Genomic DNA, 25,500 nt, shown 5'->3' on the forward strand with positions numbered 1-25,500 from the left:
CTTAGTATAAGTCGCTTATACTTTTTTTAATTACAAAATCAATTACAAAACTTACAAAAACTATTTTTACTATTGAAAGCGTTTTAATATTGTTATTAAGAAAACGAGGGGGTGCCATATGGGAATTCAAAAGAATGTGGAAGCGGTATCATTTTCTGAAGGAAATGAAGTACAAAGAGAATCTTTCGCTTCTAAAATTATGAATGTAAAAATCGGTGTTATACCTTTACCGTTATATGTAGTATTGGCTGCTATTATTTATGGGGCATCTGTATATAATAAATTGCCAGCAGATATGATTGGTGGATTTGCAGTTATTATGATCATGGGGATTTTCTTAGGCGATATTGGGATGAGAATTCCAATTTTAAAAAATATCGGCGGTCCAGCAATACTTTCGTTATTTATTCCATCATTACTTGTATTTTTTAACTGGATGAATCCAGCTTCAATGGAAGCTGCGACAATGTTAATGAAAAAATCGAACTTTTTATATCTATATATTTCTTGTTTAGTAGTCGGAAGTATTTTAGGAATGAACCGTAAAGTGTTAGTACAAGGTTTCGTTCGTATGTTTATTCCTTTAGTAGTAGGGACGTTAGCTTCTGTAGCAGTAGGATTATTGGTCGGTTCACTATTTGGATTTGAAATGAAGCAGACATTCTTCTTTATCATCGTACCAATTGTGAGTGGTGGTATCGGGGAAGGAATTTTACCATTGTCGCTAGCTTATAGTGATATTTTAAATGAATCATCAGCAACGTTTGTATCACAGCTTATTCCAGCAGCTATTATTGGAAATATGTTCGCAATTGTAAGTGCAGGGTATATGAAGCGTTTAGGTGAGAAGAAACCGGAGCTTAGTGGTAACGGTGTATTAGTGAAAACGGACAATCAAGCAGAATTATTAAAAGAACAAAATACAGAGAAGCCAATTGACTTCTCATTAATGGGAGCAGGTTTATTAATTGCGTGCACGTTCTTCATCTTCGGAGGATTTGCTTCTAAGTTCATCGGTATTCCTGGGGCAATCATTATGATTTTCTCAGCAGCACTTGTGAAATACTTTAAATTAATGCCAGCGAAAATGGAGCAAGGAGCATTCCATTTATATAAATTTATTTCAAAAAATTTAACTTGGCCTTTAATGGTTGGATTAGGATTGCTATATATTCCGTTAAAAGACGTAGCAGCAGTTCTTTCAGTAGGATATGTTGTTGTGTGTGCATCGGTTGTTCTTACAATGGTAGCATCAGGTTTTCTTGTAGGGAAAGTGATGAAAATGTATCCAGTTGAATCAGCGATTGTAACTGGATGTCATAGCGGTTTAGGTGGAACTGGAGATGTCGCTATTTTATCGGCTTCAAATCGTATGGAATTAATGCCGTTCGCGCAAATTTCTACTCGTTTAGGCGGGGCAGCAATGGTTGTAACAGCGACAATATTATTAAAGATGTTTTCATGATTAAACAAGCTAGCTATATTCATATAGCTAGCTTGTCAAATTAAGGGGAGATTATAAGTATGTTAGCAAATCAAATTAATGAAAGATCATTGTTATTGCATAAAGAGTTAGTAGGGAAAATTGAAATTACAAGTAAAGTGGAGGTAAATTCAGCGGATGATTTAAGCCTGACGTATACACCAGGTGTAGCTGAGTCTTGTAAAGCAATTGCGGCAGATGAAGAAACGGTGTATGACTATACAGCACGTGGTAATATGGTGGCGGTTGTCTCAGATGGAACAGCGGTACTTGGTTTAGGAAACATTGGACCAAAAGCGGCTATGCCTGTTATGGAAGGAAAAAGTATTTTGTTTAAGAAGTTTGCGAATGTAGATGCTTTCCCATTATGTTTAGGCACAACGGATGTAGATGAAATCGTTACCCTTGTAAAAAATTTAGAGCCTACATTTGCAGGGATTAATTTAGAAGATATTGCAGCACCACGTTGTTTTGAAATTGAAAAACGATTAAAAGAAGAAACGAATATTCCTATATTCCATGATGATCAACATGGAACAGCTATTGTCGTTTTAGCAGCTGTTATTAATGCATTAAAAGTTGTTAGCAAACAAATGGATAATGTAAAAATCGTTATTAACGGTGCGGGTTCGGCAGGAATTGCAATTGGAAAATTATTATTAAAGGCTGGTGCAAAGTACATTACATTAGTTAGCTTAGAAGGTATTGTTTGTGAAGGTGAAACATGGATGAACGAAGCGCAAATTGAAGTTTCAAAAAAGACAAATCGTGAACATGTGCGTGGAACGTTAAAAGAAGCGATTCACCAAGCTGATATTTTTATTGGCGTATCTGCTCCTAACGTATTAACGAAAGAACTTGTACAGACGATGAATGAGAAAGCAATTGTGTTTGCAATGGCGAATCCAATTCCAGAAATCTTCCCTGAGGATGCATTAGAGGCTGGGGCAGCTGTAGTAGGAACTGGGCGCTCGGATTATGCGAATCAAGTAAATAATGTATTGGCGTTTCCCGGAATATTCCGCGGTGCGTTAGATGTGCGCGCGACTGATATTACAGAAGAGATGAAATTAGCGGCAGCATATGGGATCGCTAACATCATTACGGACGAAGAACGTAATGCGAATTATGTAATCCCGAATCCATTAGATAAAAGAGTTGTTCCAAGTGTTGCAGAAGCAGTAGCGAAAGCAGCTATTGATTCAGGCGTGGCGCAAATTACGAAAATAACAAGTTATTAATAGCTAAAAGCAGTGCCTAAAAAGGCACTGCTTTTTTGAGATAAGAAATCAAAATAATGAAGAAGTGTAGAATTATTTATGTTTCTTCACTATTTATTTAATTCCATTGCAACTTGTTTACCATTTACTAAAACCTCAGTTACTGCTACGATCACTTCTATCATTTTTTTCATCTCTCATCTCTCCTCGTTTCATTTCTTACTTTAAGTATAAGAGAAGAGAGATAATTCAACTATCGAAGTACATGACGTAGAAATTACATTGTTGTAAGAAAGTGGTTTATTTTTGTCACTTTACTCAGCGGTGATTACAAACTGATCATAATATTTTTCATTCACATATATATTTAATAACCATAATCCAGATGAAGGTAGTGACATAGCGAGAGGGAGTTCGCTTGTAGTAGAATCGATTGTATTTGAAGTAGTCCAAGTTTGTTTGGAAGTTTCTTTTTGAAAGAGTACTGGTGTTGGAGTTACAGATCCTTGTTTTAGCGCAATAATAGACAATTTTCCAGTTGGTATTTCAGAATCTAGAAAGTACCACATTATTTCATTTTGTTCATTTGCGATAATAGGACTATCAGCCATTGCGATTTTTTTTTCGATGCCTTTTAAAGGTATTTTTCCGTCTATGAATGAGGGTGCTTCTTCCCAATTTACATCTTTTAAAACACTAAGGTGAAAGAAGGAAGGTGCGTTCACTTGAGTGGATGATGTTGTGACAGCTTCTGTTTTAGGTACTTTTGAATCAGGTTGTGCTTGTGTGCATCCAGTGATGAGGAAGGAGAGAAGTAGCATAGTTCCGATTTTTTTCATGGTGCCACACTCCTAGTTTTTATTGTTAGTGTAATTGTATTTGCTAGAAGGCGGGACAATTCCTTTAAATTATAAAAAGAAGTCGTAAGTTTTGTACGACCTCTTTTGACATTTTTTATCCCGTAAAAGCCCGATTGGTGTAGGTTAATAATCTGTGGGGGGGATGAACAAACCCACACTGATTAAAGTTTCACCTTATATTTGTTCCGTTGTATAGGTTGGTTCGGTTTCTTTTTGAGGCATCGTCAAAAAAATAACGGACAGAACGATACATACGCCGCCTAATAATTGATATGTTCCAAAAGATTCATTTAGCCAAGTGATTGAAACGATGGCAGCTACAAGGGGTTCAATGCTAGATAAAATGCTTGTTTCTGTTGCGGCTAAATATTTCAGACTACCGATATAAAGAAGGAAAGAAAGAGTACCGCTTATAATGATAAGAATAAGCATAGAAAAAGTTTTTGGTGTAAAGGTTTGTGAAAGCTGAGTCCATCCAAACGAACTATTACAAATAAGCAGGGCGATGCCGCCGATTAACATCCCCCAGCCAATTACTATGGTTGTTCCGCATGCTTTAATAAGCGAAGCTGGATGGAGGGTATAAAATGCAAATCCGATTGCTGTTAATAGTCCAAAAATAATAGCTTCTTTAGATAAAACAACATTTTCAATTGAGCCATTTGTAATAATGAAGTATGTCCCTGTTAGCGCAGTTATAATTGCGAATAGTTGCATAGAAGCAGGGAATTTTCTTTGTTCAAATGCAACATACATGGTAATAAGAACAGGACCTAGAAATTGAAATAGCGTTGCTGTGACCGCGTTACTAATATGAACCGTTTTGATAAAGGCGTATTGTGCACCGAGCATGCCGAGAATAGAGAAAATAATAAGTTGTATAGAATATCTAGGGTGTTTCCAAATTTGAAATATGTTTTGTTTCTTTGTAAGTAAGAAAGACAAAATAAATATTCCTGCAAGCAACAAGCGAATTGTTAAAAAATCAATTGAGGATACATTAGTATGCTGAAATAGCCACTGAATCATTGGACCAGATAATCCCCATAATGTAGCCCCTGTAATAATCATAATAAGTCCGATACGTCTACCATTGTTCATTATCATGTTTCTCCTCTCCGGTATTTGATTTTTTATGTGTGACATGATAAAAGGAATTATATATAACTTCTGGTACTGTAAAAAGTATCAGATTTTAGTTTTATTAAGGGGTCAGATATTATGTTAGAATTAACGCCTAATTTAAATGTGAATAGTAAAAAGGCATTATATGTGCAATTGTATGAGTATATAAAAAAAGAAATTAAAGATGGATCGATTGTACCTTTTACGAAATTACCAGCTAAGCGAAAGTTAGCGATACATTTACAAGTAAGTAAAAATACAGTAGAGGCAGCGTACGAACAATTACTTGCAGAAGGTTATATTGAGTCGATATCGAGAAAAGGTTATTTTGTATGCAAGATTGAGCAAATGGTTCATGTAGAGGATTGCGGAGAGAGAATAGAAGAAGTACCGTTTCAGGAGAAGAGTTATAAATTTGACTTTACACAAACAGGAATTGATACAAATGCTTTTCCATTCAATATGTATCGGAAAATTGTAAATGAAGTATGGCAGCCGCATAATAACGAACTTCTCTTTCTAGGACACCCTCAAGGGGAAGCGAGCTTAAGAGAAGAGATTACGAATTATTTGTATGAATCTAGAGGTGTGCGTTGTTCAGCTAGTCAAATTGTATTAGGAGCGGGAACACAAATATTAGTGAAACTATTGTTTCAATTGTTAAAGGGAAGCAATTATGCAGTTGAAAACCCAGGGTATCATAGGAAGATGGTTGTTTTTGAACAGGGAGAAGCAAGAGTCCAAATGTTATCTTTAGATAGAGATGGAATTTGTATTGCAGATTTAGAAAATAGCAATGCGAATGTTGTATTTGTTACACCTTCCCATCAGTTTCCATATGGAATGATTATGCCTATTACGAGAAGGATGCAGCTCTTACAATGGGCAAAGAAAGAAGAGGGCAGGTATATGATTGAAGATGATTATGATAGTGAATTTCGCTATTCTGGAAAGCCTATACCGGCGCTACAAGGGTTAGATACAGAGGGGAAAGTTATTTATATGGGGACGCTATCTAAAGCATTATTGCCATCGCTACGGATGAGCTATATGGTGTTGCCGAAGAAATTAATTAAAAAGTATCAACAGCAATATTTATTTTATACACAAAGTGTTTCAAGAATGGACCAAGAAGTGATTAGAAGATTTTTAAATGAAGGCTATTGGGAAAAACATATTCATAAAATGCGTGTCGTCTACCGAAAGAAGAGAGATCGACTTGTTTTTGAAATAGAGAAGTATTTCTCTAATCGTGTTGAAGTGATAGGAGAAGATTCGGGATTACACATTTTATTAAAAGTGCATAACGGAATGCGGGAAGAAGAATTAATTCAAGAAGCTGCGAAACATAGTATCAAAATATATCCTGTGTCTACGTACTATAAAGACGGTACGGCGCCTGAGAGTGTAGTTTTACTTGGGTTTGCGATATTATCAGAGGAAGAAATTGCGAAAGCGATTCAATTATTACACACGGCATGGTTTACCAGAAAGTAAAAAACATCCTCCAAACATGAGGATGTTTTTTATTATTTATTTTCATCTAAGAATAAGACCATATGCTCTTCGTCCCAATATTGTCCGTTATATTTTAATGAACGTTCTTGTACACCGAATGTTTTAAAACCTAATGATTCATAAAGTTTTTTCGCTCCATCGTTGCCAACAACAACATCAAGCATAACTTGTTCTACTTCTAAAGATTTAGCAAGCTCAAGACATTCTTTAATAAGTGCTTTTCCTGCTCCAAGTCCACGTGCTTTTGGAGATACATATACAGAACCGATTTTAGCTTTATGTTCTTGTTTTACATATGGTTTCGTTTCCAGTGTTGCAACCCCGATTAATTTTCCATCTTTAAATGCACCTAGCGTATAGTTTTCATCTTGTGCTAATTTTTGTGCTTTATATTCAATCGCACACTCTTTATTAATAATATCTTCATAAGAAGAGCTGAATGCTTCAGGGTTTTGCTTTAATCCTTCTACGCGAAGTTCTAAGTAAATTTCTGCTTCGTCTTTTGTTAATACATGGATATCCAATTATATCACCCTCCAAATCTTTGCAAATGTACCTTTATTTTATATTGAAATAAGAATAATTTCAAAAGCTTAGCTTATATGAGCTGTTTTTATGAACAAAATAACACCAGTAGTGTTTACTACTACTGGTGTTTTCACACGCATATTATTCAAAAGGTAGCTCGATTATAAAGTTTGTTCCCGCTCCTAATTGGCTTGTTACTAGAATAGAACCGTTATGCAATTCTACAATTTCCTTTGCAACAGCTAGCCCGATACCTTTTCCGCCTGTAGCTCGTGTTCTAGATTTATCGACACGATAAAAGCGGTCAAAAATATGCGGGATATCTTCTTCAGGAATACCTTCACCTTCATCTTGTACACTTATTGTAAAAGAATCTGTTTCCATGAGTACACGTATCGTAATAGATGTGTTTTCTGGCGAATGTTGATAAGCGTTGTGTAATAAATTTAACATAACTTGTTCCATACGTCTTTCGTCTATACAAACTTCTAAATCATCTTTGCAATATACATGAAGTTGCATTTGCTTATTCGTTAATGTTGTTTTTGTTTTTTCAACCATTCGTTCTAAAAATGGCTGAAGAAGCACTTTTTGTTTTTTTATAACAAATTGGTGTTGTTCTAATTGTACAAGCATAAATAAATCTTGGACGAGATCGGTTACACTATCCGTTTCATCCTCAATGATTTGTAAGTATTCTTCTCGCTCCTCTTTTGTTAAAGAGTCTCTCTTTGCTACCTTTGCATAACCCTTCATATAGGTCAATGGAGTTAATAGTTCATGAGCGACACTAGCGAGAAATTCATTGCGCTCTTTTTTCATATACGTAAGTTCACTCGATAAATCTTCAATTGTTTTTGCTAAACTTCCGAGTTCATCATTCCGTTTAATACCTAATTGAATTGGTTTATTTAATTTTGACATTTTTTCTGTCGCTCTCTTCATTTTTACAAGTGGTTCTGTAATAACGCGTGAAAAAACAAAGACAGAAATTGTTGTTAAAATAATTGTTAAAACGCTAATGATAAGAAATTGGTTCATGAGTTTAAGTAACATATTTTCTAGGAAAGATGTTTTTAATAGCATATATAGCTTTCCTTGAAACTTTGTTGTGTTAAGTGGGCTTACTGTTGTGATGAACTTTGATTTTTTCCAGTTTCTTTCAACGACCAATCCGCCGTCTGGGACAGTTTCTGTTTTACAAGTAAGTTGTTTTTGCATATCTTTTGTTACGGGTTCTGAGGTGGAAATAATTTTGCCGTTATGGTCAGTAATAATGATAGCTATATCGGAGTTAGAAATTGATTCCGATTCAACTAAGTGTGCAGCCTCATTCGTAATATCGAACTCAGGATACACAGGACGTTTAGGATTTTTATTATGTTCAGCGTGTTTCATTTCTTTATAATATTCATCCCGTCTCTCGCGGCTTTTAATTTTTTTACTATAGCGATTACCTTTCTCTAAAAGAGCATCTGTTTCCTCTACAATACGCATTTTTGAAAGGCTTTTATAAAAAGATACGAAAGCAATTGTTTCAATACATAAAGCTAATATTAAAAAGTATGTCCCAATTTTAAGGGAAAGTTTACTCATTTTTTCACCATACCTTATTCATAATAAAGAGTCAGTAGTATACGATTTCCCACTGACCGAAGTAATTATTCACTTTTCCATTTATATCCGACTTTATAGACCGTTTCTAGGTAATCTTCAATTGGAAATCCTTTTTTGCGTAGTTTATCACGGATATTACGAATGTGTGAATCAATTGTTCTATATTCGATATCTGTTTCATAGCCCCAAATTTTTTCGATTAAATCATCTCGGCTATAAGCACGGTTTGTATTTTGCAAAAATAATCCGAGTAACGAAAATTCGATAGGAGTTAATGAGATTTTTTCATCATAAACTGTGACAGTATGTTTCGTTTTATCCCACTCAATACCATTGAAACTAACAAAGCCATCTTTCTTTGTACGGCGTAATATAGCCTCGATTCGTGCGACTAATACATGCTCATCAAATGGTTTTGTAATATAATCATCTGCGCCCATCGTGAGGCCTTTCACCATATCGTAGTTTTGGTTGCGAGCTGTTAACATAATGATAGGAACGTTGGAAATTTGACGAATTTGATAGCAAGTATCCCATCCATCCATACTTGGCATCATAACATCTAATAAAATAATATCGAATTCTTTTTGTTCGATTAATTTTAGTGCTTCAAGGCCAGAGGTAGCTTTCATACAAAAATAGCCGCGAGGGCTTAAGAACAGATCTAATAATCGTAACATACGTTCTTCATCGTCTACTAATAAAATTTTTACCATAATCTTGTGCACCCCAAACTGTTCATTCTACTTGTATAGTTTACATGAAAATAGTCAACTACCCCCACTGAAATGAATCGTTTCAGTGGGGGCTTGAGTTTGAACGCTAGGTCTTTTCGTCCATCGCTAGACAGTTTGACGCTCTAGCATTCATGCCACCTTATGGTAACACCCCAAGTATGTTTTTGGTTGGTACTGGCAACGAATGATTGTTTTCCCACTTGCACCACCCTTTCGAAAAAGAGCAATTCTCCCTTGTGGAAGAAGCCACCACTCAGATGAATCTGGCGTGTGCTACAAGCCCCGACAAGTCGAGTACATATGGATGGTTGACGCACCCACTAAGCTATGCGCGAAGCAACAGCCTTACGTTTTTGCACTTCTAATAGAATCGGCGTTTTCACTTTAAGATTCTCTTTCAATTCTACCACTTTTGATTTATGCAATGTATTCAGCGCACCATTAATATCAGCGTGGATACATGTTCCTGCTTTACTTTGGTACAGACCACGAGTCATTCGTTTGCCACTAAAGTGATAGTGTGTCCTATCATCCTTAGTCCAAACTGGAACCGGATCTTTATCAAGAAAACTAGCTTTTGAAGTATAGCTTTCTTCTTGTTTGAAAAACCGGATGCCTTCTTTTATACATTTATTCTCAATTGCCGCAATCAGTTTATGAAACGGGATTTGAACAAATTGTTGATTATTCTTTTTTCCCATATCTGATTTTTGTTTCCAACCAGCGTTATAACCTACTACAACCGTATCTACACTACATTCTTTCACTTTTTTAAACAACAAGCCTACAGTTTGTGAAATGTAACCATTTATTTGCCTTTCCCGTTTATGCCAAAGTGCAGCCATTTTGTTCGTTACAACTCGTTTTGAAATTCCGTTTTCAACATTTTTCTGTTGCAGACTACGTATCATTTTATTGAAGTATTGGTTAGTGGCTTTTAGTTTTTTACCATCAATTAAAAATGTATCACCTGTATTGGTTACACAACTTACTAATCTGTCTACACCTAAATCGCAACTCAAAGCGTTATTCGTAGTCGTGGATGTTTTCTTCATTTGAGAAACGTGCATCTCATATGTGTAATGCACCTCAAAGAACCGACCTTTTTGCTTCGGTACAAGCTCAATGTAGGAGATTTTTTTATGTCTTAAGTTTTTCGGCATACGTATTTTAATGGAACCGAATTTTTTTCTGAATGCAACACTCATCGGAATCAGCCAATACCCGTTATCATCCACTTTTGGCACTTGATAGATTTCAATGATTCGTTTGTCAGTTGAATGAGAATAATTCGGAAAATTAGGACGCCCTGTGAATGCTTCAGGATTTTTCTTCCACGTTTCCAATGCCTTAAAAAAGCTCTTCACTTCTGCATATAAGGCTCTACGAATAGCCTGCACAGAGTTTGATTGCACGCCCCAGTAGTTCATATCGGCTTGCATGGCGGTATCTACTTCTTTTACAGTAGCCATTTTATTATGGTTCAAATAACTTTGTTTCATCGTGTACAATCCAACATTTCGCAATGCTTTTGAACTATGTGACATGCGTTGCAGTAAGCGGAATTCTTTTGCAGTCAGACTAGCTCGTCCGATATTTTGTTTCTGCGTGAATCGTTGCATGTTTTCTCTTTTCTTTTGTTTGCGTAATACTTTCACTGCTTTCTTTTTCACCATTGTTTTCACCACCTTTCTCAGAGAGTTCATTAAAATTATTTCTTCCCTAAGATAATATTTGAAATGAAACGGAACAAAATGTGAATATAGTCTTCATCGTAATTCCTTTTGGCTCAAGTAACCGAATGATTATCATTATTCAATTTCGTTGTTTTACGATCTATACCCTCCTTATCTAAGAGTAGATTGTATCGTAAGACAAAAAGAAACAAAAAAGTTCAGCCTTATTGACTGACGGCAATTCATCTCCACCTGAATTGTTGGGTTTCACCCGTAACACAAATCAGATGGAGTCTTCTTGCCGAAAAGGATAAAAACTCTTTTTATGTGATTGAATGGAGGGCTGATTTTTTCGCTCAGAGTAATTGACATAAAAAATGCACTAGTTTTGCACAACTATTTTTTATAATAGAAAACGTAGCGACACAAAATACCCTATGTTGCGACATAACGTCATGTCATTTTATTTATAAAATGACAATTCCATTCTATTGTGTATGTGAGATAGAGAGGGTTTTCGTATTCACCTCGCATCGGATAAGAAAAATTTCCTATCTCACACTTTTTTTAAAAGGAGATCATACACATGAATCCAAAAGAAGAAATTTCAAAAAAAGAAAAGCAAGATCGTAATACGGTTGTCATGTGTGTTGCCGTATCTATGGTTATTATTATAAGTTGCGTAAATAAAATTTTAGGGATTTTATAAAATAAAAAAGCTGATTGCTTCTTAAGAAGCAATCAGCTTTTTTCATTATTAGGGGAGTATTCCTATATGATAAACCAAGGTAAAATTGCTAAACCAGAAGTTACAATTGCTGTAGTAAATATTAAAAGAACAGCTCGTTTGTTTTGTTTCATGTCACATTCTCCTCTACATATCAATTGAATGCTATACGTTCATTTTGTGATTGGTGCTTTACTAATTAAAGTTTCACTTTATATTTTTAGTATAATGAATGGTAAGGATTGGTACGATCGATAAAGGTGACATGAAGATTACATTGTTGTAATGCAAAAAAACATCTTTCTTATTAAGAAAGATGTTTTTGGAAAACTACCCCGTAAAAGCCCGATTGGTTCAGCTAATACTCAGTGGGGGATGGAAAAATCCCCCACTGAGTAAAGTTTCACTTTATATTGAAGTATTAATCATTTAAGAACAGAACCATATGTTCCTCGTCCCAATATTGACCGTTATGTTTTAATGAACGTTCTTGTACGCCGTAAGTTTGGAAACCTAATGATTCATATAATTTTTTGGCACCAGCGTTACCAACTACAACATCGAGCATAAGTTGTTCTACATGTAATTTATCGGCGTTTTCAATAATGGCTTTAATGAGAGCTCGTCCTGCTCCGAGACCACGTGCTTTTGGAGAAACAAAAACGGAGCCAATTTTTGCTTTATGTTCTTGTTTAATAAATGGTTTTGTTTCTAAAGTAGCGATACCAATTAAATCATTATCTTTGAAGACACCTAGAGTATACTTATCCGGATTGCTTAATCGTTTAGCCATAGCAGCTACAGGATCCTCATGTTTCAAAACATCTTCATAAGAAGAGCTAAAAGCTTCCGGATTTTTCGTTAAACCTTCCATACAAACTTTTAAATATATTTCTGCGTCCTCTGTTGTTAATAAGCGAATTTCCATAGTTGTAACCTCCCTGGTGGATTTCAAATAAATCCATTACTTTTATAAGATTGAGTATATGTTTTGTTAGTATTCTCTTTTAATTTGTAAAAGAATGAAAAGATATATGCTACAATGTTTTGTTTTAATTATGTAATGAAATTATATATTAACTTTGTTAACTATTCAAGTGTTTAATATGTTACATTTTTATAACTAAAATAAATCCTCGATTGAGGATTTATTTTTTAAACATTGGATTGATAGCCATCAATTCGTTTTGGATGTGTGTAAATATTACAAGATTCATTTCTAATAAACCCTACGACTGTAATGCCTAAATCATGGGCAAGTTGCAATGCCAGTTTTGTTGGAGCGGATTTAGATAGAACAATTTCACATCCGATTTTTGAAACTTTGAGTAAAATTTCGGATGAAATACGTCCGCTAAATGCGATGATTTTTCCTTTAATGGATATATCGTTACGCAAACAATGACCATATATTTTATCTAATGCATTATGTCTTCCAATATCCATTCTTGATAGGAGGATATTGTTTCGATCACATAGCGCGGTATTGTGAACACCGCCAGTTTGGCGAAATGTAGTAGAAGATTGTTGCAAGGTATTCATTAAATGAAAGCATTCTTCAGGAGTAATTTTTACATGTATATCATGTAAGTCTTTTGCTTTTGCTGCGTCGTTTACGAAAATAAAACCTTGTCTACCTTTTCCGCAGCAAGAAGTGATGTATCGTTTATTATATAAAGTTTGATAGAGCGGATTCACTTTTGATGATTTTACATGGACAATTCCGTTATCTTTTTGAACCCATAGTTCTTCAACATCTTTATAGGAAGAAATAATCCCCTCAGAAATTAAAAAACCAATTACCATATCTTCAATATAATTTGGTGTGCATACGACTGTTACATATTCTTCACCATTCAATTTAATAGTAATAGGAGATTCTGTGACAATCTCATCAAGTTGTTTTGAAAATGTACCAGATTGATAACGTACAATTGTATAAGTCTCTTGCGTAGGCCCCATATTTAATTCCCCTTTTATATGTATTTCTCTCCCACATTTATCATAAAACAATGGAAAAAATAAAAACACCTATTAACAAGAAGATCACAGATTATTTTGGTTATTATTGTATATGTACGATATAATAGAACTGTAGAATAGTGATATTTTCAAGCTTTCGTAGTTATACCTTATAACATCTAGAATCGACTTCATAAGAAAGTATTTGGGTAGAGCGTTTCAAAAATATGTACAGTAATGCGATTTTGAAAACGGATTCATAATTGTGTTGTACAGTTGGTTGTAAGGAGAGGGGAAACTATGGCAGAACAGACAGTCCGTGTAACCGTCGATGGTAAAGAATTTTCTGCATCAGGTGAAAAGACGATACTACAATTATTTAACGAGAGTAATTTGGAACATCCTCAAATTTGTCATGTACCAGAAGTAGATCCAATTCAAACTTGTGATACGTGTATTGTAGAAGTAAATGGAAAGTTATTGCGTGCTTGTTCAACGAAATTAGAGAACGGTATGCATATCGAAAGACAGTCCCAGCGTGCAAAAGAGGCACAGACTGAGGCAATGGATCGAATATTAGAGAATCATCTATTGTATTGTACCGTTTGTGATAACAATAATGGTAACTGTAAAGTCCATAATACAGTACATATGATGGGAATTGAGGAACAGAAATATCCGTATGAGCCAAAAGTAAGTGCGTGTGAAGTGGATATGTCACATCCATTTTATCGATATGATCCAAATCAATGTATTGCTTGTGGGCAGTGTGTAGAAGTATGTCAAAACTTACAAGTGAATGAAACTATATCAATTGATTGGAGCTTAGACCGTCCACGTGTTATATGGGACAATGGTGTAAGTATAAATGACTCATCTTGTGTAAGTTGTGGGCAGTGTGTAACAGTATGTCCATGTAATGCGTTAATGGAAAAAACAATGCTGGGTGAAGCTGGATTCATGACAGGATTGAAACCGGATGTGTTAGATCCGATGATTGATTTTGTAAAGGATGTAGAGCCGGGATATAGTAGTATTTTAGCAGTTTCAGAAGTAGAGGCTGCGATGCGTAAGACGAAAGTGAATAAAACAAAAACAGTTTGTACATTTTGTGGTGTAGGTTGTTCATTTGAAGTATGGACGAAAGACCGCCACATTTTGAAAGTGCAGCCTGTTTCAGATGCGCCGGTTAACGGTATTTCCACATGTGTAAAAGGCAAATTTGGATGGGATTTTGTAAACAGTGAAGATCGTATTACAAAGCCATTAATTCGCCAAGGAGATATGTTTGTTGAAGCTTCATGGGAAGAGGCTCTGGAAGTTGTTGCATCCAATATGCAGCATATTAAATCAGAATATGGAAGTGATGCATTTGGGTTTATTTCTTCTTCGAAAGTAACGAATGAAGAAAATTATCTTATGCAAAAACTAGCCCGTCAAATATATGGAACGAATAATGTAGACAACTGTTCCCGTTATTGTCAATCTCCAGCAACAGACGGTTTATTTAAAACTGTCGGTATGGGCGGGGACGCTGGAACAGTGAAAGATATTGCGGAAGCAGGCCTTGTCATTATCGTTGGAGCAAATCCAACAGAAGGACATCCTGTACTTGCAACGCGTGTAAAACGTGCTCATAAATTACATGACCAAAAATTAATTGTGGCAGACCTTCGTAAACATGAAATGGCAGAGCGTGCGGATTTATTCATTCATCCGCGCCAAGGAACTGATTACGTATGGCTCGCTGGTATTACGAAATATATTATTGATCAAGATTGGCACGATAAAAAGTTCATAGCTGAAAATGTGAAGAATTTTGATGAATATAGCAAAATGGTAGAAAAGTATACGCTTGATTATACAGAAGAAATTACGGGGATTTCGAAAGAAAATCTGAAAGAAATGGCTCGTATGGTATATGAAGCAGATGGTACTTGTGTACTTTGGGGAATGGGTGTAACTCAAAATACTGGAGGAAGTACAACTTCAGCAGCAATTTCAAATCTATTGCTTGTTACGGGTAACTATCGTCGTCCTGGTGCAGGAGCATATCCATTACGCGGACATAATAACGTACAAGGCGCTTGTGATATGGCAACATTACCAAACTGGCTTCCAGGTTACCAAGCAGTTTCAGATGATGCGCTCCGTGCGAAATTTGAAAAAGCATACGGTACTACAATTCCGAAAGCACCAGGCTTAAATAATATTGCAATGTTACTGGCGGCAGATGAAGGGAAACTGCGTGGTATGTATGTTATGGGTGAAGAAATGGCTTTAGTAGATTCGAATGCCAACCATGTACAACATATTTTAGCGAATTTAGATTTCCTTGTTGTTCAAGATATGTTCTTATCGAAAACAGCTCGTTTTGCTGATGTTATTTTACCGGCAGCACCAAGCTTAGAAAAAGAGGGAACATTTACGAATACAGAGCGCCGTATTCAAAGATTATATGAAGTATTGAAGCCGCTTGGTGATTCAAAGCCAGACTGGTGGATTTTACAAAAAGTAGCTCGTGCACTTGGCGGGGACTGGAATTATGAAAGTCCAAGTGAAATCATGGATGAAATCGCATCGCTTGCACCTTTATATTCTCAGGCAACATACGATCGTTTAGAAGGATGGAATAGTTTATGTTGGGGTAGCCATGATGGCAGTGATACACCGCTATTATATGTGGACGGATTTAACTTCCCGGATAAACTAGCTCGTCTATCATTAGATGAATGGGTACCACCAGTTGTAGCACCAGATGAGTATGATTTACTTTTAAATAATGGTCGTATGTTAGAACATTTCCATGAAGGGAATATGACGAATAAATCGGCTGGTATTTTATCTAAAGTATCTGAAGTGTTCGTTGAAATCTCGCCTGAACTTGCCCTAGAGCGCAATGTGAAAGATGGTGGTCTTGTAGAATTAGCATCACCATTTGGGAAAATTAAAGTACAGGCACTTGTTACAGATCGTGTAACGGGGAAAGAGCTATATTTACCGATGCATGCAACGGTAAATGAAGAGGCAATCAATATTTTAACTGGAACGGCGACAGATCTTTATACATGTACACCAGCGTACAAACAAACGATGGTAAAGATGCGTGTACTACGTGAAAAAGGGAATCGTCCGTTACCATCTTCAAACCCGAGAGATAAAAAGCGTAATCCGCAAAACGGTGTTGAAATCGAGCAAAAATGGCAAAGAAAACAATACGTATCACTTGTGGACTAGGGGGCGGAGATAGTGGCGAAAGAAATTACTGTAATTAAAAAGAAAGTTGTAACAGAGGAAGAACAGAAACAGCAAGTAGCAGATGAACTTCTAAATGAGCTATCTAATAATCGTGAAGCAGTAGAAGAAACGATGCAGCTTTTAGCACAGTTGCAGAAGGCTGGTATATTAGATGCGGCAATTAGTTTACTTGCTGCGAAGGAAGATGTTTCAAAAATCGCTGTGGAGCAATTAAATCGTGAACCCGTTAAAAATGCGTTAAATAATATGATGGGGGCAGGAGAAGCGTTATCTTCAGTTGACCCAGAAATAACGAAGCAAATTACGTCAAGTTTAGTTACAGGATTGCAATTTGCAACAGATGAATTAAATTGTGGTAAAAAAACAAAAGTGATGGATTTCTTTAAAGTATTAAAAGATCCAGATATCAATAGAGCTATTACATTCGGTTTTAGCTTCTTGAAAGCATTTGGACAAGGGCTAGAGAAAAAATAGAATAAATGAAAAAGTGATGGGAAGTAGCCATCACTTTTTTCATTATATGTATAAGAGTGTTCATGTTAAGCGGAATATATTATTATTAAAAAGATGGATTAGAACTGGAAATATGGAATCCATCTCAAATACCGTTTTAGAATTTGGAGGAGTATATGCAACACCGTAAAAAACTATCTATACCAGGAGTAATGAGACATTCCTTTCAAACAGTTAAATTTGCTTTTTGGAATGTATTAACTTTTCAACTTGCTTATAAATTATTAGCAGCGATTGTGTTTGTTCCACTATTTGGAATCATTTTTAATAAATTATTGTATTTTGGTGGTTATGCAAATGCGACAAATGATGAATTATTAGCGTTTTTAAAGACGCCTTATGGCATCTTAGCAATCGTAATTTTGTCATTGTTAGCACTGTTTCTTATCTTTACAGAATTTGCGGTGCTTATTATTATTTCGTATTTCGCTCATAAAAGACAGAAGGTGAAATTACGTCCGATTTTATATAAAACGGTAACGTATTTACCTACTCTTTTCACATATTGCTTACCAGGATTTATTTTATATGCTGTCGTATTGTTGCCTCTTTTAAATATGGGATATGAAACGGCATTAATCCCGCAAATTCAAATTCCTAACTTCATTACAGGAGAACTGTTTAAGACAACGATGGGACAAGTTGGTTATTACACGTTCTTTGCTGTAGTCGCGTATATAAATCTTCGATGGATTTTCGTTCTACCTATTGTTGTTTTAGAGCAAAAATCATTTCGCGTGGCAGCACGTAAAAGTGCAACTTTAGTAAAGGAAAGCTTTTTTAAAGTACTGCTCTTTTTAGTAGGATTTTTTATTTCAATTGGAATTGTATATGTCGTATTTTTGGGAATATATTTATTGTGCCTATGGGGTGTTTATGAATTTACAAATCCGAAAGGAACATTTGCATTATTAGCAGAATCAACGATTTCTGTATTTTTAACGAGTACATTGTATTTATTTAGTTTTATCGTGACGCCATTTTATATTATGGCGATTACGCGATTATACTTACAAAAGGTACCGGTTGAAGATGTTTTATTAGAAGAAGGATTAGATTATTCGAAAACGAAAGCAGATAAATGTTTCTTCCAAAAACATCGTTGGAAATTTATTGGCGTATATATTGTGGGGATTATTACTGCTGGAATGGTTGTTGCCTTCATTGTAACGTTTATTTCAAATTCGTATAAAGAACCAATTATTATGGCGCACCGCGGGTATATATCAAAAGGCGTAGAAAATACGAAAGAAGCTGTGCAAGGTGCTATTGATGCAAAAGCAGACTACGCTGAAATAGATGTATTACAAACGAAAGACGGTGAACTAGCGGTTATACATGATTTGAAGCTGAAGCGTCTTGCCAATGCCAATGTGCATGTGTCAGATTTAACGATGGCTGAGTTAAGGCAGCTTACCCTTAGTCAAGATGGACTTTCAGGACAAATAAGTACACTTGATGAAATCATTAAGCTAGCAAATGGCAAAATCAAACTTAATATAGAAGTGAAGCTTCATGGGGGCGAAAAAGATTTTGTAAACAAAGTCTTAAAAACGATTAAAGATAATGAATTTGAGAAGCAATGTGTAATTCAAACGTTACACTATCCACTTATTAAAGAGTTTAAACGTGCAAATCCAGATATAAAAGTAGGGTATATATTGTATGCAAGTAGAGCTAACTTAAAGAATGTGAAGGCTGACTTTTACGTAGCAGAAGAATATATGTTAAATAAGAAATTAGTAAAAGAAGCAAGGAAGTTAAACAAACCAATTTACGTATGGACAGTAAATGATATGGAAAATTTAAAGGCATATTATAAGTTAAACGTAGATGGTATCATAACCGATTATCCTGAAGATGCACGTGAAACAATTAAGATGTTAAAAGAGCAAGAAGCGGAAGAAAGTGATCTGTTTGATAAAATTACTGAAACGACAGATGATTTATTTTCTAAGTTATTTATAAGTTACCCAGCTGCTAGCTAAATGCTAGCAGCTGTTTTTTTGTGAAAAGAATATATCTCTAAAGTATTGAGTAAAGTAATAACTGTATATGTATACGTTATCGCTTAGGTTTCTTACATTGTTAAATTATTGTCAAATAATAAATGATTGCTGTTTATTTTGAAATAGTATAATAAAAATAGAGTGAAAGATAATGGAATGACACAAAACCCCTAATAGAATCAATGTTTTATATATTTACACTATTCTAAATATAAAAACTTTAGGAAAATGGTATGTTAGCGTTTTCATAACTTTTAAGTTATGCTAGAATAAGGACATAAGTTATTAATTATTACAAAAAGAAAAAAGAATCTCTTTTTTCTGTTAATTATAAGGGGGCATTTCATTATGCGTATTGGGGTACCAGCAGAAATTAAAAACAACGAAAACCGTGTGGCAATGACACCAGCAGGTGTTGTACATTTAATTCGTAACAATCACGAAGTATTCATTCAAAAGGGTGCAGGTTTAGGATCTGGTTTCACAGACGCTCAGTATGTTGAAGCGGGAGCAAAAATTGTTGATACAGCTGAAGAAGCTTGGAACATGGAAATGGTTATGAAAGTTAAGGAACCAATTGAAAGCGAATACAAACACTTCAGTGAAGGCTTAATCTTGTTCACATACTTACACTTAGCTCCAGAGCCAGAATTAACAAAAGCTTTAATCGAGAAAAAAGTTGTTTCTATCGCATATGAAACAGTACAATTAGAAAACCGTTCATTACCATTACTTGCACCTATGAGTGAAGTAGCTGGTCGTATGGCTGCACAAATTGGTGCACAATTCCTTGAGAAAAACAAAGGCGGTAAAGGTATCTTACTTGCAGGTGTTCCAGGGGTTAAACGTGGTAAAGTAACAATCATCGGTGGTGGACAAGCTGGTACAAATGCTGCTAAAATTGCAGTTGGACTAGGTGCGGATGTAACAATCATCGACTTAAGCGCAGAACGTCTTCGTCAATTAGATGACATTTTCGGAAACCAAGTAAAAACTTTAATGTCTAATCCTTACAATATTGCAGAAGCTGTTAAAGAGTCTGATCTTGTAATCGGTGCAGTATTAATCCCAGGTGCAAAAGCTCCAAAACTTGTAACAGAAGAAATGATTAAATCAATGGAACCAGGTTCTGTTGTTGTAGATATCGCGATTGACCAAGGTGGTATTTTCGAAACAACTGACCGTATTACAACTCATGATAACCCAACTTACGAAAAACACGGCGTTGTTCATTATGCAGTTGCAAACATGCCAGGTGCGGTTCCACGTACATCAACTCTTGCATTAACAAACGTAACAGTACCATATGCAGTACAAATTGCTAACAAAGGCTACAAAGAAGCTTGCCTAGGTAACTCTGCATTACTAAAAGGTATTAACACATTAGATGGCTATGTAACATTCGAAGCAGTTGCAGAAGCTCACGGTGTAGAGTACAAAGGTGCTAAAGAATTATTAGAAGCAAAGACAGTATCTTGCTAATAGAAGCATTATACAAAACAAAATCGAACAATATATAAAACAACATGATAAGAGCTAAGAGTGAAGATCTCTTAGCTCTTCTTGGCAAAAGGGGGCATACATCGTGGCCAACCTATTTAAAAAGAAATCCGTTACGCAATTGTTAGGGGAAAGTAAAAGTAAAACTTTGACGAAAACGCTAGGGGCATTTGACCTAACAATGCTAGGGATTGGTGCGATAATTGGTACAGGAGTTCTAGTATTAACTGGATTAGTAGCAGCAAGAGATGCTGGTCCAGCAGTTATTTTTTCATTTATGATTGCAGCAATTGTTTGTGGATTTGCAGCATTATGTTATGCAGAAGTTGCATCTACACTTCCTGTTTCAGGTAGTGTGTACACATATTCGTATGCAACAATTGGTGAGTTTGTTGCTCATTTAATGGGATGGACATTGTTATCCGTATATGTCGTAACGACTGCCGCAGTAGCTGGCGGATGGACGGGTTATTTCAATAATTTAGTGAGTGGGCTGGGACTTGAAATTCCGAAAGCGTTGCTAACGATTCCAGCGCAAGGTGGTATGGTAAACTTACCAGCAGTTATTGTTACGTTAGTGATAACTTGGTTATTATCACGAGGTACGAAAGAAAGTAAGCGTGTGAATAACATAATGGTATTAATTAAAATTGGTATTGTTGTTTTATTCATTGCAGTTGGTGTATTCTACGTGAAACCAGAAAACTGGATACCATTTGCACCTTACGGTTTAAGTGGAGTGTTCGCAGGGGGAGCAGCAGTATTCTTTGCTTTCTTAGGATTTGATGCATTAGCAACTTCTGCTGAAGAAGTAAAAAATCCGCAACGTGATCTACCAATTGGTATTATTGCTTCGTTAGTTATTTGTACAATTATTTATGTTGTAGTTTGTCTCGTTATGACAGGTATGGTTTCTTATAAGGAATTAGATGTACCTGAAGCTATGGCGTATGTGTTAGAAGTTGTAGGACAAGATAAAGTGGCTGGTGTAATTGCAATTGGAGCTGTAATTGGTATTATGGCTGTAATTTTCGCTTACATTTATGCGACAACACGTGTATTCTTCGCAATGAGCCGTGATGGTTTATTACCAAAATCTTTTGCGAAAATTAACAAGAAGACTGAAGCGCCAACATTTTCAGTTTGGTTAACAGGAATTGGTAGTGCTTTAATTGCTGGATTTATCGATTTAAAAGAATTGTCGAATTTAGCGAATATTGGAGCGTTATTAACATTCGCCATGGTTGGTGTAACTGTTATCATTCTTCGTAAAACGCATCCGAAATTACAACGTGGATTTATGGTACCACTTGTACCGATCTTACCGATTATTTCAATTGCATGTTGTCTATTCTTAATGGTAAATTTACCGTTAACAACATGGATATACTTTGGTATTTGGTTAGCAATTGGAGTAGTTGTATACTTTGTTTATTCGAAAAAACATAGTCATTTAAAAGACGATAGCAGTTCGCAGGATAATTTAGATCAAGCTAATTAAAGGGATATAACACAGTAAGCCTTGTGCGTCTAGGGAGCGCGCAAGGCTTTTTCTTTTGTTGAAATAAAGGGAACATATATTACTTTGTTGAATTTTTATGTCGGAATATGAAAAAAAGGGGTGTGCGACTTGTGCATCCTTTTTTGTATGAGAATATAGAGGATGCGGAAAATATGTATATGCCTTATTAAAATGTTCATAAAAAAATTCAGATTTCATTGACACATATGAGCAGGTGCTCATATAATAAGAGTATAAAATATATGAATGATTGTTCATATGTTCAATTAAAGAGGTGAGCTATAATGGCTGGAAATAAAGTAGAAACACCACAAGAGACATGTTCTCAAACGATAATTCATGAAGAAGTTGTTGAGCAAGTAAAACAAACAATTCCAACTGATGAAAGTTTAAGTAAAGTAGCAGAACTATTTAAAGTATTAGGTGACCGTACACGTACGAGAATATTACATGCGCTATTTGAAGCTGAGATGTGCGTTTGTGATTTAGCTTATTTATTAGGAATGACACAATCATCTATTTCGCATCAGCTTCGTGTGTTAAAGCAAGCGAAACTTGTAAAGAATCGTAAAGAAGGAAAGGTTGTTTATTATTCGTTAGCTGATCAGCACGTAATTCATATCTTCGAGCAAGCGTTTGAGCACGTAAACGAAGAAGAATAAAAAGAACGCGAGGAGGGAGAACGATGGCTGAAGCATTAGTGAAAAAGAAATTGATGTTAGAAGGTTTAGATTGTGCGAACTGTGCAATGAAAATTGAAAAAGGTGTTGGGAATATAGAAGGAGTAAATTCTTGCTCTGTAAACTTCGCAACAAAGACAATGATCTTAGAAACAGCACAAAATAAAGAAAACGAAGTTGTTACGGAAGCAAAACAACTCGTTACAAAATTAGAACCGCATATTAAAGTGCAAGAAGAACAAAAAAATAAAATTGCTAAAGAAGTATTTATATTAGAAGGTTTAGATTGCGCGAACTGTGCAATGAAAATTGAAAATAAAGTTAAGGAAATGCCAGCTGTCTCAGAAGCAACTGTTGATTTCGTATCGAAGAAACTACGAGTAGAAGTTGCGAATAAAAGAGAACTAGAAGCGACTGTAGCAAATATAACAAATGTCGTTCAAAAGTTAGAGCCAGATGTGAAAGTTGTTCGTGAAGAGAAGAACGGTCATGACCACGGACATAGTCACGATCATGGTGAAGCAAATGTGAAAAAGATGGTAGGGAGATTAGTGGTTGGCGGAATTTTGACGGCAATTGCTGCATTAGCGGGCTTACCACAAATGGTAACAATTCCGTTATTCGTCCTTGCTTATTTATTAATAGGTGGAGATATCGTTTGGAGAGCGGTAAAAAACATAACTCGTGGCCAAGTATTTGATGAAAACTTCTTAATGGCAATTGCAACTGTAGGAGCTTTTGCAATTCAGCAATATTCAGAAGCTGTAGCAGTAATGCTATTTTATCAAGTAGGAGAACTATTCCAAAGCATTGCGGTAAACCGCTCTCGAAAATCAATTACTTCATTAATGGATATTCGTCCTGATTATGCGAATGTAAAGGTTGGAAATGAAACGAAACAAGTATCACCAGAAGATGTACAAATTGGCGATTATATTATCGTTAAGCCAGGTGAGAAAGTACCATTAGACGGAAAAGTAATTGAAGGAACATCAATGGTAGATACTTCAGCATTAACTGGTGAATCTGTACCACGTGAAGTTGAAGTTGGAAATGATGTATTAAGTGGCTTTGTGAACCAAAACGGTGTATTAACAATTGAAGTTACAAAAGAGTTTGGTGAATCAACTGTATCGAAAATTTTAGATTTAGTTCAAAATGCAAGCAGTAAAAAAGCACCAACAGAAAACTTTATTACGAAGTTTGCGCGTTACTACACTCCAGTTGTAGTTATTACAGCGGCGATCATGGCGTTTATTCCACCGCTTATTTTAGAAGGGGCTACATTCTCTGAGTGGATTTATAGAGCTTTAGTGTTCTTAGTAATCTCTTGTCCATGTGCGTTAGTTGTATCCATTCCTCTTGGATTCTTTGGAGGTATCGGTGGTGCATCTAAAAGTGGTGTGTTAGTAAAAGGTAGTAACTATTTAGAAGCTTTAAATGATGTAAAATATATTGTTTTTGACAAAACAGGAACATTAACAAAAGGTGTTTTCAAAGTTACAAAAATGGAACCGAGCGAAGGTACTACAAGCGAAGAGTTATTAGAGTATGCGGCATTTGCTGAAGTGTATTCTAACCATCCAATTGCCCAATCTATTCGAAAGGCATATGGAAAATCAATTGATGAAAAAATAATCGATGATTATAACGAAATTTCTGGTCACGGTACAGTCGTAAAAGTACAAGGAAAAGAAATTTTTGCAGGTAATGCAAAATTAATGAGAAAAGAAAATATTGAATTTAAACAACCAGAAACAGTAGGTACATTAGTTCACGTTGCTATAGATGGAAAATATGCAGGTTATATTGTTATTTCTGATGAGGTAAAAGAGGATTCGAAACAAGCGATTCAAAAGTTAAAAGAACTAGGTATTAAAAAGACAGTAATGTTAACTGGTGATGCAAAAACAGTTGGTGAAGCTGTCGGTAAAGAATTAGGCTTAGATGAAGTTCATGCGGAATTACTACCGCAACAAAAAGTAGAAGAGATTGAAAAAATTGATGCAGCGAAGCATGGAAAAGAAAAAATTGCCTTCGTTGGTGACGGTATTAACGATACACCAGTATTAGCCCGTGCAGACGTTGGTATTGCGATGGGTGGTTTAGGATCAGATGCAGCAATTGAAGCGGCAGACATCGTTATTATGACTGATGAGCCTTCAAAAATTGCGACAGCTGTAAAAATTGCAAAACGCACAAGAAGTATAGTGTGGCAAAATATCATCTTTGCTTTAGGTGTAAAAGGGATCGTTCTATTACTTGGTGCCTTTGGTATTGCAACAATGTGGGAAGCTGTTTTCTCAGATGTTGGTGTGACACTACTTGCAGTGTTAAATGCAATGCGTGTATTACGAGTGAAAGATTTATAAAAAAGAGGACGCAACCTGCGTCCTCTTTTTTATTGGTTATTTTGTTGAAATTGATTTAATAAAATAATATCAAATATTATTTTACTTTTGAATAATATGATATTAAAATTTACAAATAAAAAACATTCGTCGTATTATTTTAATATATTTTTTACAAATATCCATATAGTATTGAAAAAACAGAGAAGGAGAA

At 35.4% G+C, this 25,500-nt stretch carries 19 protein-coding genes; 11 read left to right on the forward strand and 8 right to left on the reverse strand.

What is annotated here, in order from left to right; translation table 11 throughout:
• The first annotated feature begins 118 nt into the window (after positions 1-118).
• Complete coding sequence (locus DOS87_RS03055) at positions 119-1,465, forward strand: 2-hydroxycarboxylate transporter family protein (protein WP_000512725.1); 1,347 nt, start codon at positions 119-121, stop codon at positions 1,463-1,465.
• Positions 1,466-1,524: 59 nt separating this feature from the next.
• Positions 1,525-2,724: an NAD(P)-dependent malic enzyme gene (locus tag DOS87_RS03060; RefSeq protein WP_000880775.1), complete on the forward strand. Its 1,200-nt coding sequence runs from the start codon at positions 1,525-1,527 to the stop codon at positions 2,722-2,724.
• Positions 2,725-3,017: 293 nt separating this feature from the next.
• On the opposite strand, the gene DOS87_RS03065 is transcribed toward DOS87_RS03060, so the two are convergent.
• Positions 3,018-3,542, reverse strand: coding sequence for a DUF4871 domain-containing protein (locus DOS87_RS03065; RefSeq protein ID WP_000719685.1), 525 nt, complete (start codon positions 3,540-3,542; stop codon positions 3,018-3,020).
• Positions 3,543-3,737: 195 nt separating this feature from the next.
• The gene (locus DOS87_RS03070; RefSeq protein ID WP_001059062.1) at positions 3,738-4,664 is read right to left on the reverse strand and encodes a DMT family transporter; all 927 of its coding nucleotides are present in this window, start codon (positions 4,662-4,664) and stop codon (positions 3,738-3,740) included.
• Between the two features lie 120 nt (positions 4,665-4,784).
• On the opposite strand from DOS87_RS03070, the gene DOS87_RS03075 reads away from it, so the two are divergent.
• Positions 4,785-6,185, forward strand: coding sequence for a MocR-like pyridoxine biosynthesis transcription factor PdxR (locus DOS87_RS03075; RefSeq protein ID WP_000891922.1), 1,401 nt, complete (start codon positions 4,785-4,787; stop codon positions 6,183-6,185).
• A 32-nt stretch (positions 6,186-6,217) separates the two neighbouring features.
• Here DOS87_RS03075 and DOS87_RS03080 read toward each other — a convergent pair whose 3' ends face one another.
• From DOS87_RS03080 to DOS87_RS03095, 4 genes are all read right to left on the reverse strand, one after another.
• Positions 6,218-6,730 (reverse strand): GNAT family N-acetyltransferase, encoded by a 513-nt coding sequence (locus DOS87_RS03080; RefSeq protein WP_000351212.1) that lies wholly within the window; start codon positions 6,728-6,730, stop codon positions 6,218-6,220.
• A gap of 145 nt (positions 6,731-6,875) precedes the next feature.
• Positions 6,876-8,330 (reverse strand): HAMP domain-containing sensor histidine kinase, encoded by a 1,455-nt coding sequence (locus DOS87_RS03085; protein WP_000041024.1) that lies wholly within the window; start codon positions 8,328-8,330, stop codon positions 6,876-6,878.
• Between the two features lie 65 nt (positions 8,331-8,395).
• On the reverse strand, positions 8,396-9,067 hold the full coding sequence (locus DOS87_RS03090) for a response regulator transcription factor (RefSeq protein ID WP_000238957.1): 672 nt from the start codon (positions 9,065-9,067) through the stop codon (positions 8,396-8,398).
• A 341-nt stretch (positions 9,068-9,408) separates the two neighbouring features.
• Positions 9,409-10,764: an RNA-guided endonuclease TnpB family protein gene (locus tag DOS87_RS03095; protein WP_044783795.1), complete on the reverse strand. Its 1,356-nt coding sequence runs from the start codon at positions 10,762-10,764 to the stop codon at positions 9,409-9,411.
• A gap of 586 nt (positions 10,765-11,350) precedes the next feature.
• Between DOS87_RS03095 and DOS87_RS29985 the strand changes: the two genes are divergently transcribed.
• On the forward strand, positions 11,351-11,473 hold the full coding sequence (locus tag DOS87_RS29985) for a hypothetical protein (RefSeq protein ID WP_001068392.1): 123 nt from the start codon (positions 11,351-11,353) through the stop codon (positions 11,471-11,473).
• Positions 11,474-11,912: 439 nt separating this feature from the next.
• On the opposite strand, the gene DOS87_RS03100 is transcribed toward DOS87_RS29985, so the two are convergent.
• Positions 11,913-12,419 (reverse strand): GNAT family N-acetyltransferase, encoded by a 507-nt coding sequence (locus DOS87_RS03100; RefSeq protein ID WP_000405874.1) that lies wholly within the window; start codon positions 12,417-12,419, stop codon positions 11,913-11,915.
• A 227-nt stretch (positions 12,420-12,646) separates the two neighbouring features.
• Complete coding sequence (fdhD, locus tag DOS87_RS03105) at positions 12,647-13,453, reverse strand: formate dehydrogenase accessory sulfurtransferase FdhD (protein ID WP_000529230.1); 807 nt, start codon at positions 13,451-13,453, stop codon at positions 12,647-12,649.
• A 300-nt stretch (positions 13,454-13,753) separates the two neighbouring features.
• Between fdhD and fdhF the strand changes: the two genes are divergently transcribed.
• The 7 genes from fdhF (at position 13,754) to DOS87_RS03140 (ending at position 25,307) form a co-directional block, all read left to right on the forward strand.
• Positions 13,754-16,690: a formate dehydrogenase subunit alpha gene (fdhF, locus tag DOS87_RS03110; protein WP_000840671.1), complete on the forward strand. Its 2,937-nt coding sequence runs from the start codon at positions 13,754-13,756 to the stop codon at positions 16,688-16,690.
• A 12-nt stretch (positions 16,691-16,702) separates the two neighbouring features.
• Positions 16,703-17,185: a helical membrane plugin domain-containing protein gene (locus DOS87_RS03115; protein ID WP_001040538.1), complete on the forward strand. Its 483-nt coding sequence runs from the start codon at positions 16,703-16,705 to the stop codon at positions 17,183-17,185.
• Between the two features lie 155 nt (positions 17,186-17,340).
• On the forward strand, positions 17,341-19,212 hold the full coding sequence (locus tag DOS87_RS03120; RefSeq protein WP_001164710.1) for a glycerophosphodiester phosphodiesterase: 1,872 nt from the start codon (positions 17,341-17,343) through the stop codon (positions 19,210-19,212).
• 369 nt (positions 19,213-19,581) lie between these two features.
• Entirely contained in the window at positions 19,582-20,715 is a 1,134-nt protein-coding gene (gene ald / locus DOS87_RS03125; RefSeq protein ID WP_001219743.1) for an alanine dehydrogenase, read from the forward strand.
• Positions 20,716-20,818: 103 nt separating this feature from the next.
• Positions 20,819-22,234, forward strand: a complete 1,416-nt coding sequence (locus DOS87_RS03130) for an amino acid permease (protein WP_001284899.1) — start codon at positions 20,819-20,821, stop codon at positions 22,232-22,234.
• A gap of 305 nt (positions 22,235-22,539) precedes the next feature.
• Complete coding sequence (locus DOS87_RS03135) at positions 22,540-22,917, forward strand: ArsR/SmtB family transcription factor (RefSeq protein ID WP_000918378.1); 378 nt, start codon at positions 22,540-22,542, stop codon at positions 22,915-22,917.
• A 23-nt stretch (positions 22,918-22,940) separates the two neighbouring features.
• Positions 22,941-25,307, forward strand: a complete 2,367-nt coding sequence (locus DOS87_RS03140) for a heavy metal translocating P-type ATPase (RefSeq protein ID WP_000796565.1) — start codon at positions 22,941-22,943, stop codon at positions 25,305-25,307.
• The last annotated feature ends 193 nt before the right edge of the window (positions 25,308-25,500 follow it).

It is taken from the genome of Bacillus sp. CR71 (genome assembly GCF_003429245.1).
GTDB lineage: Bacteria > Bacillota > Bacilli > Bacillales > Bacillaceae_G > Bacillus_A > Bacillus_A thuringiensis_S.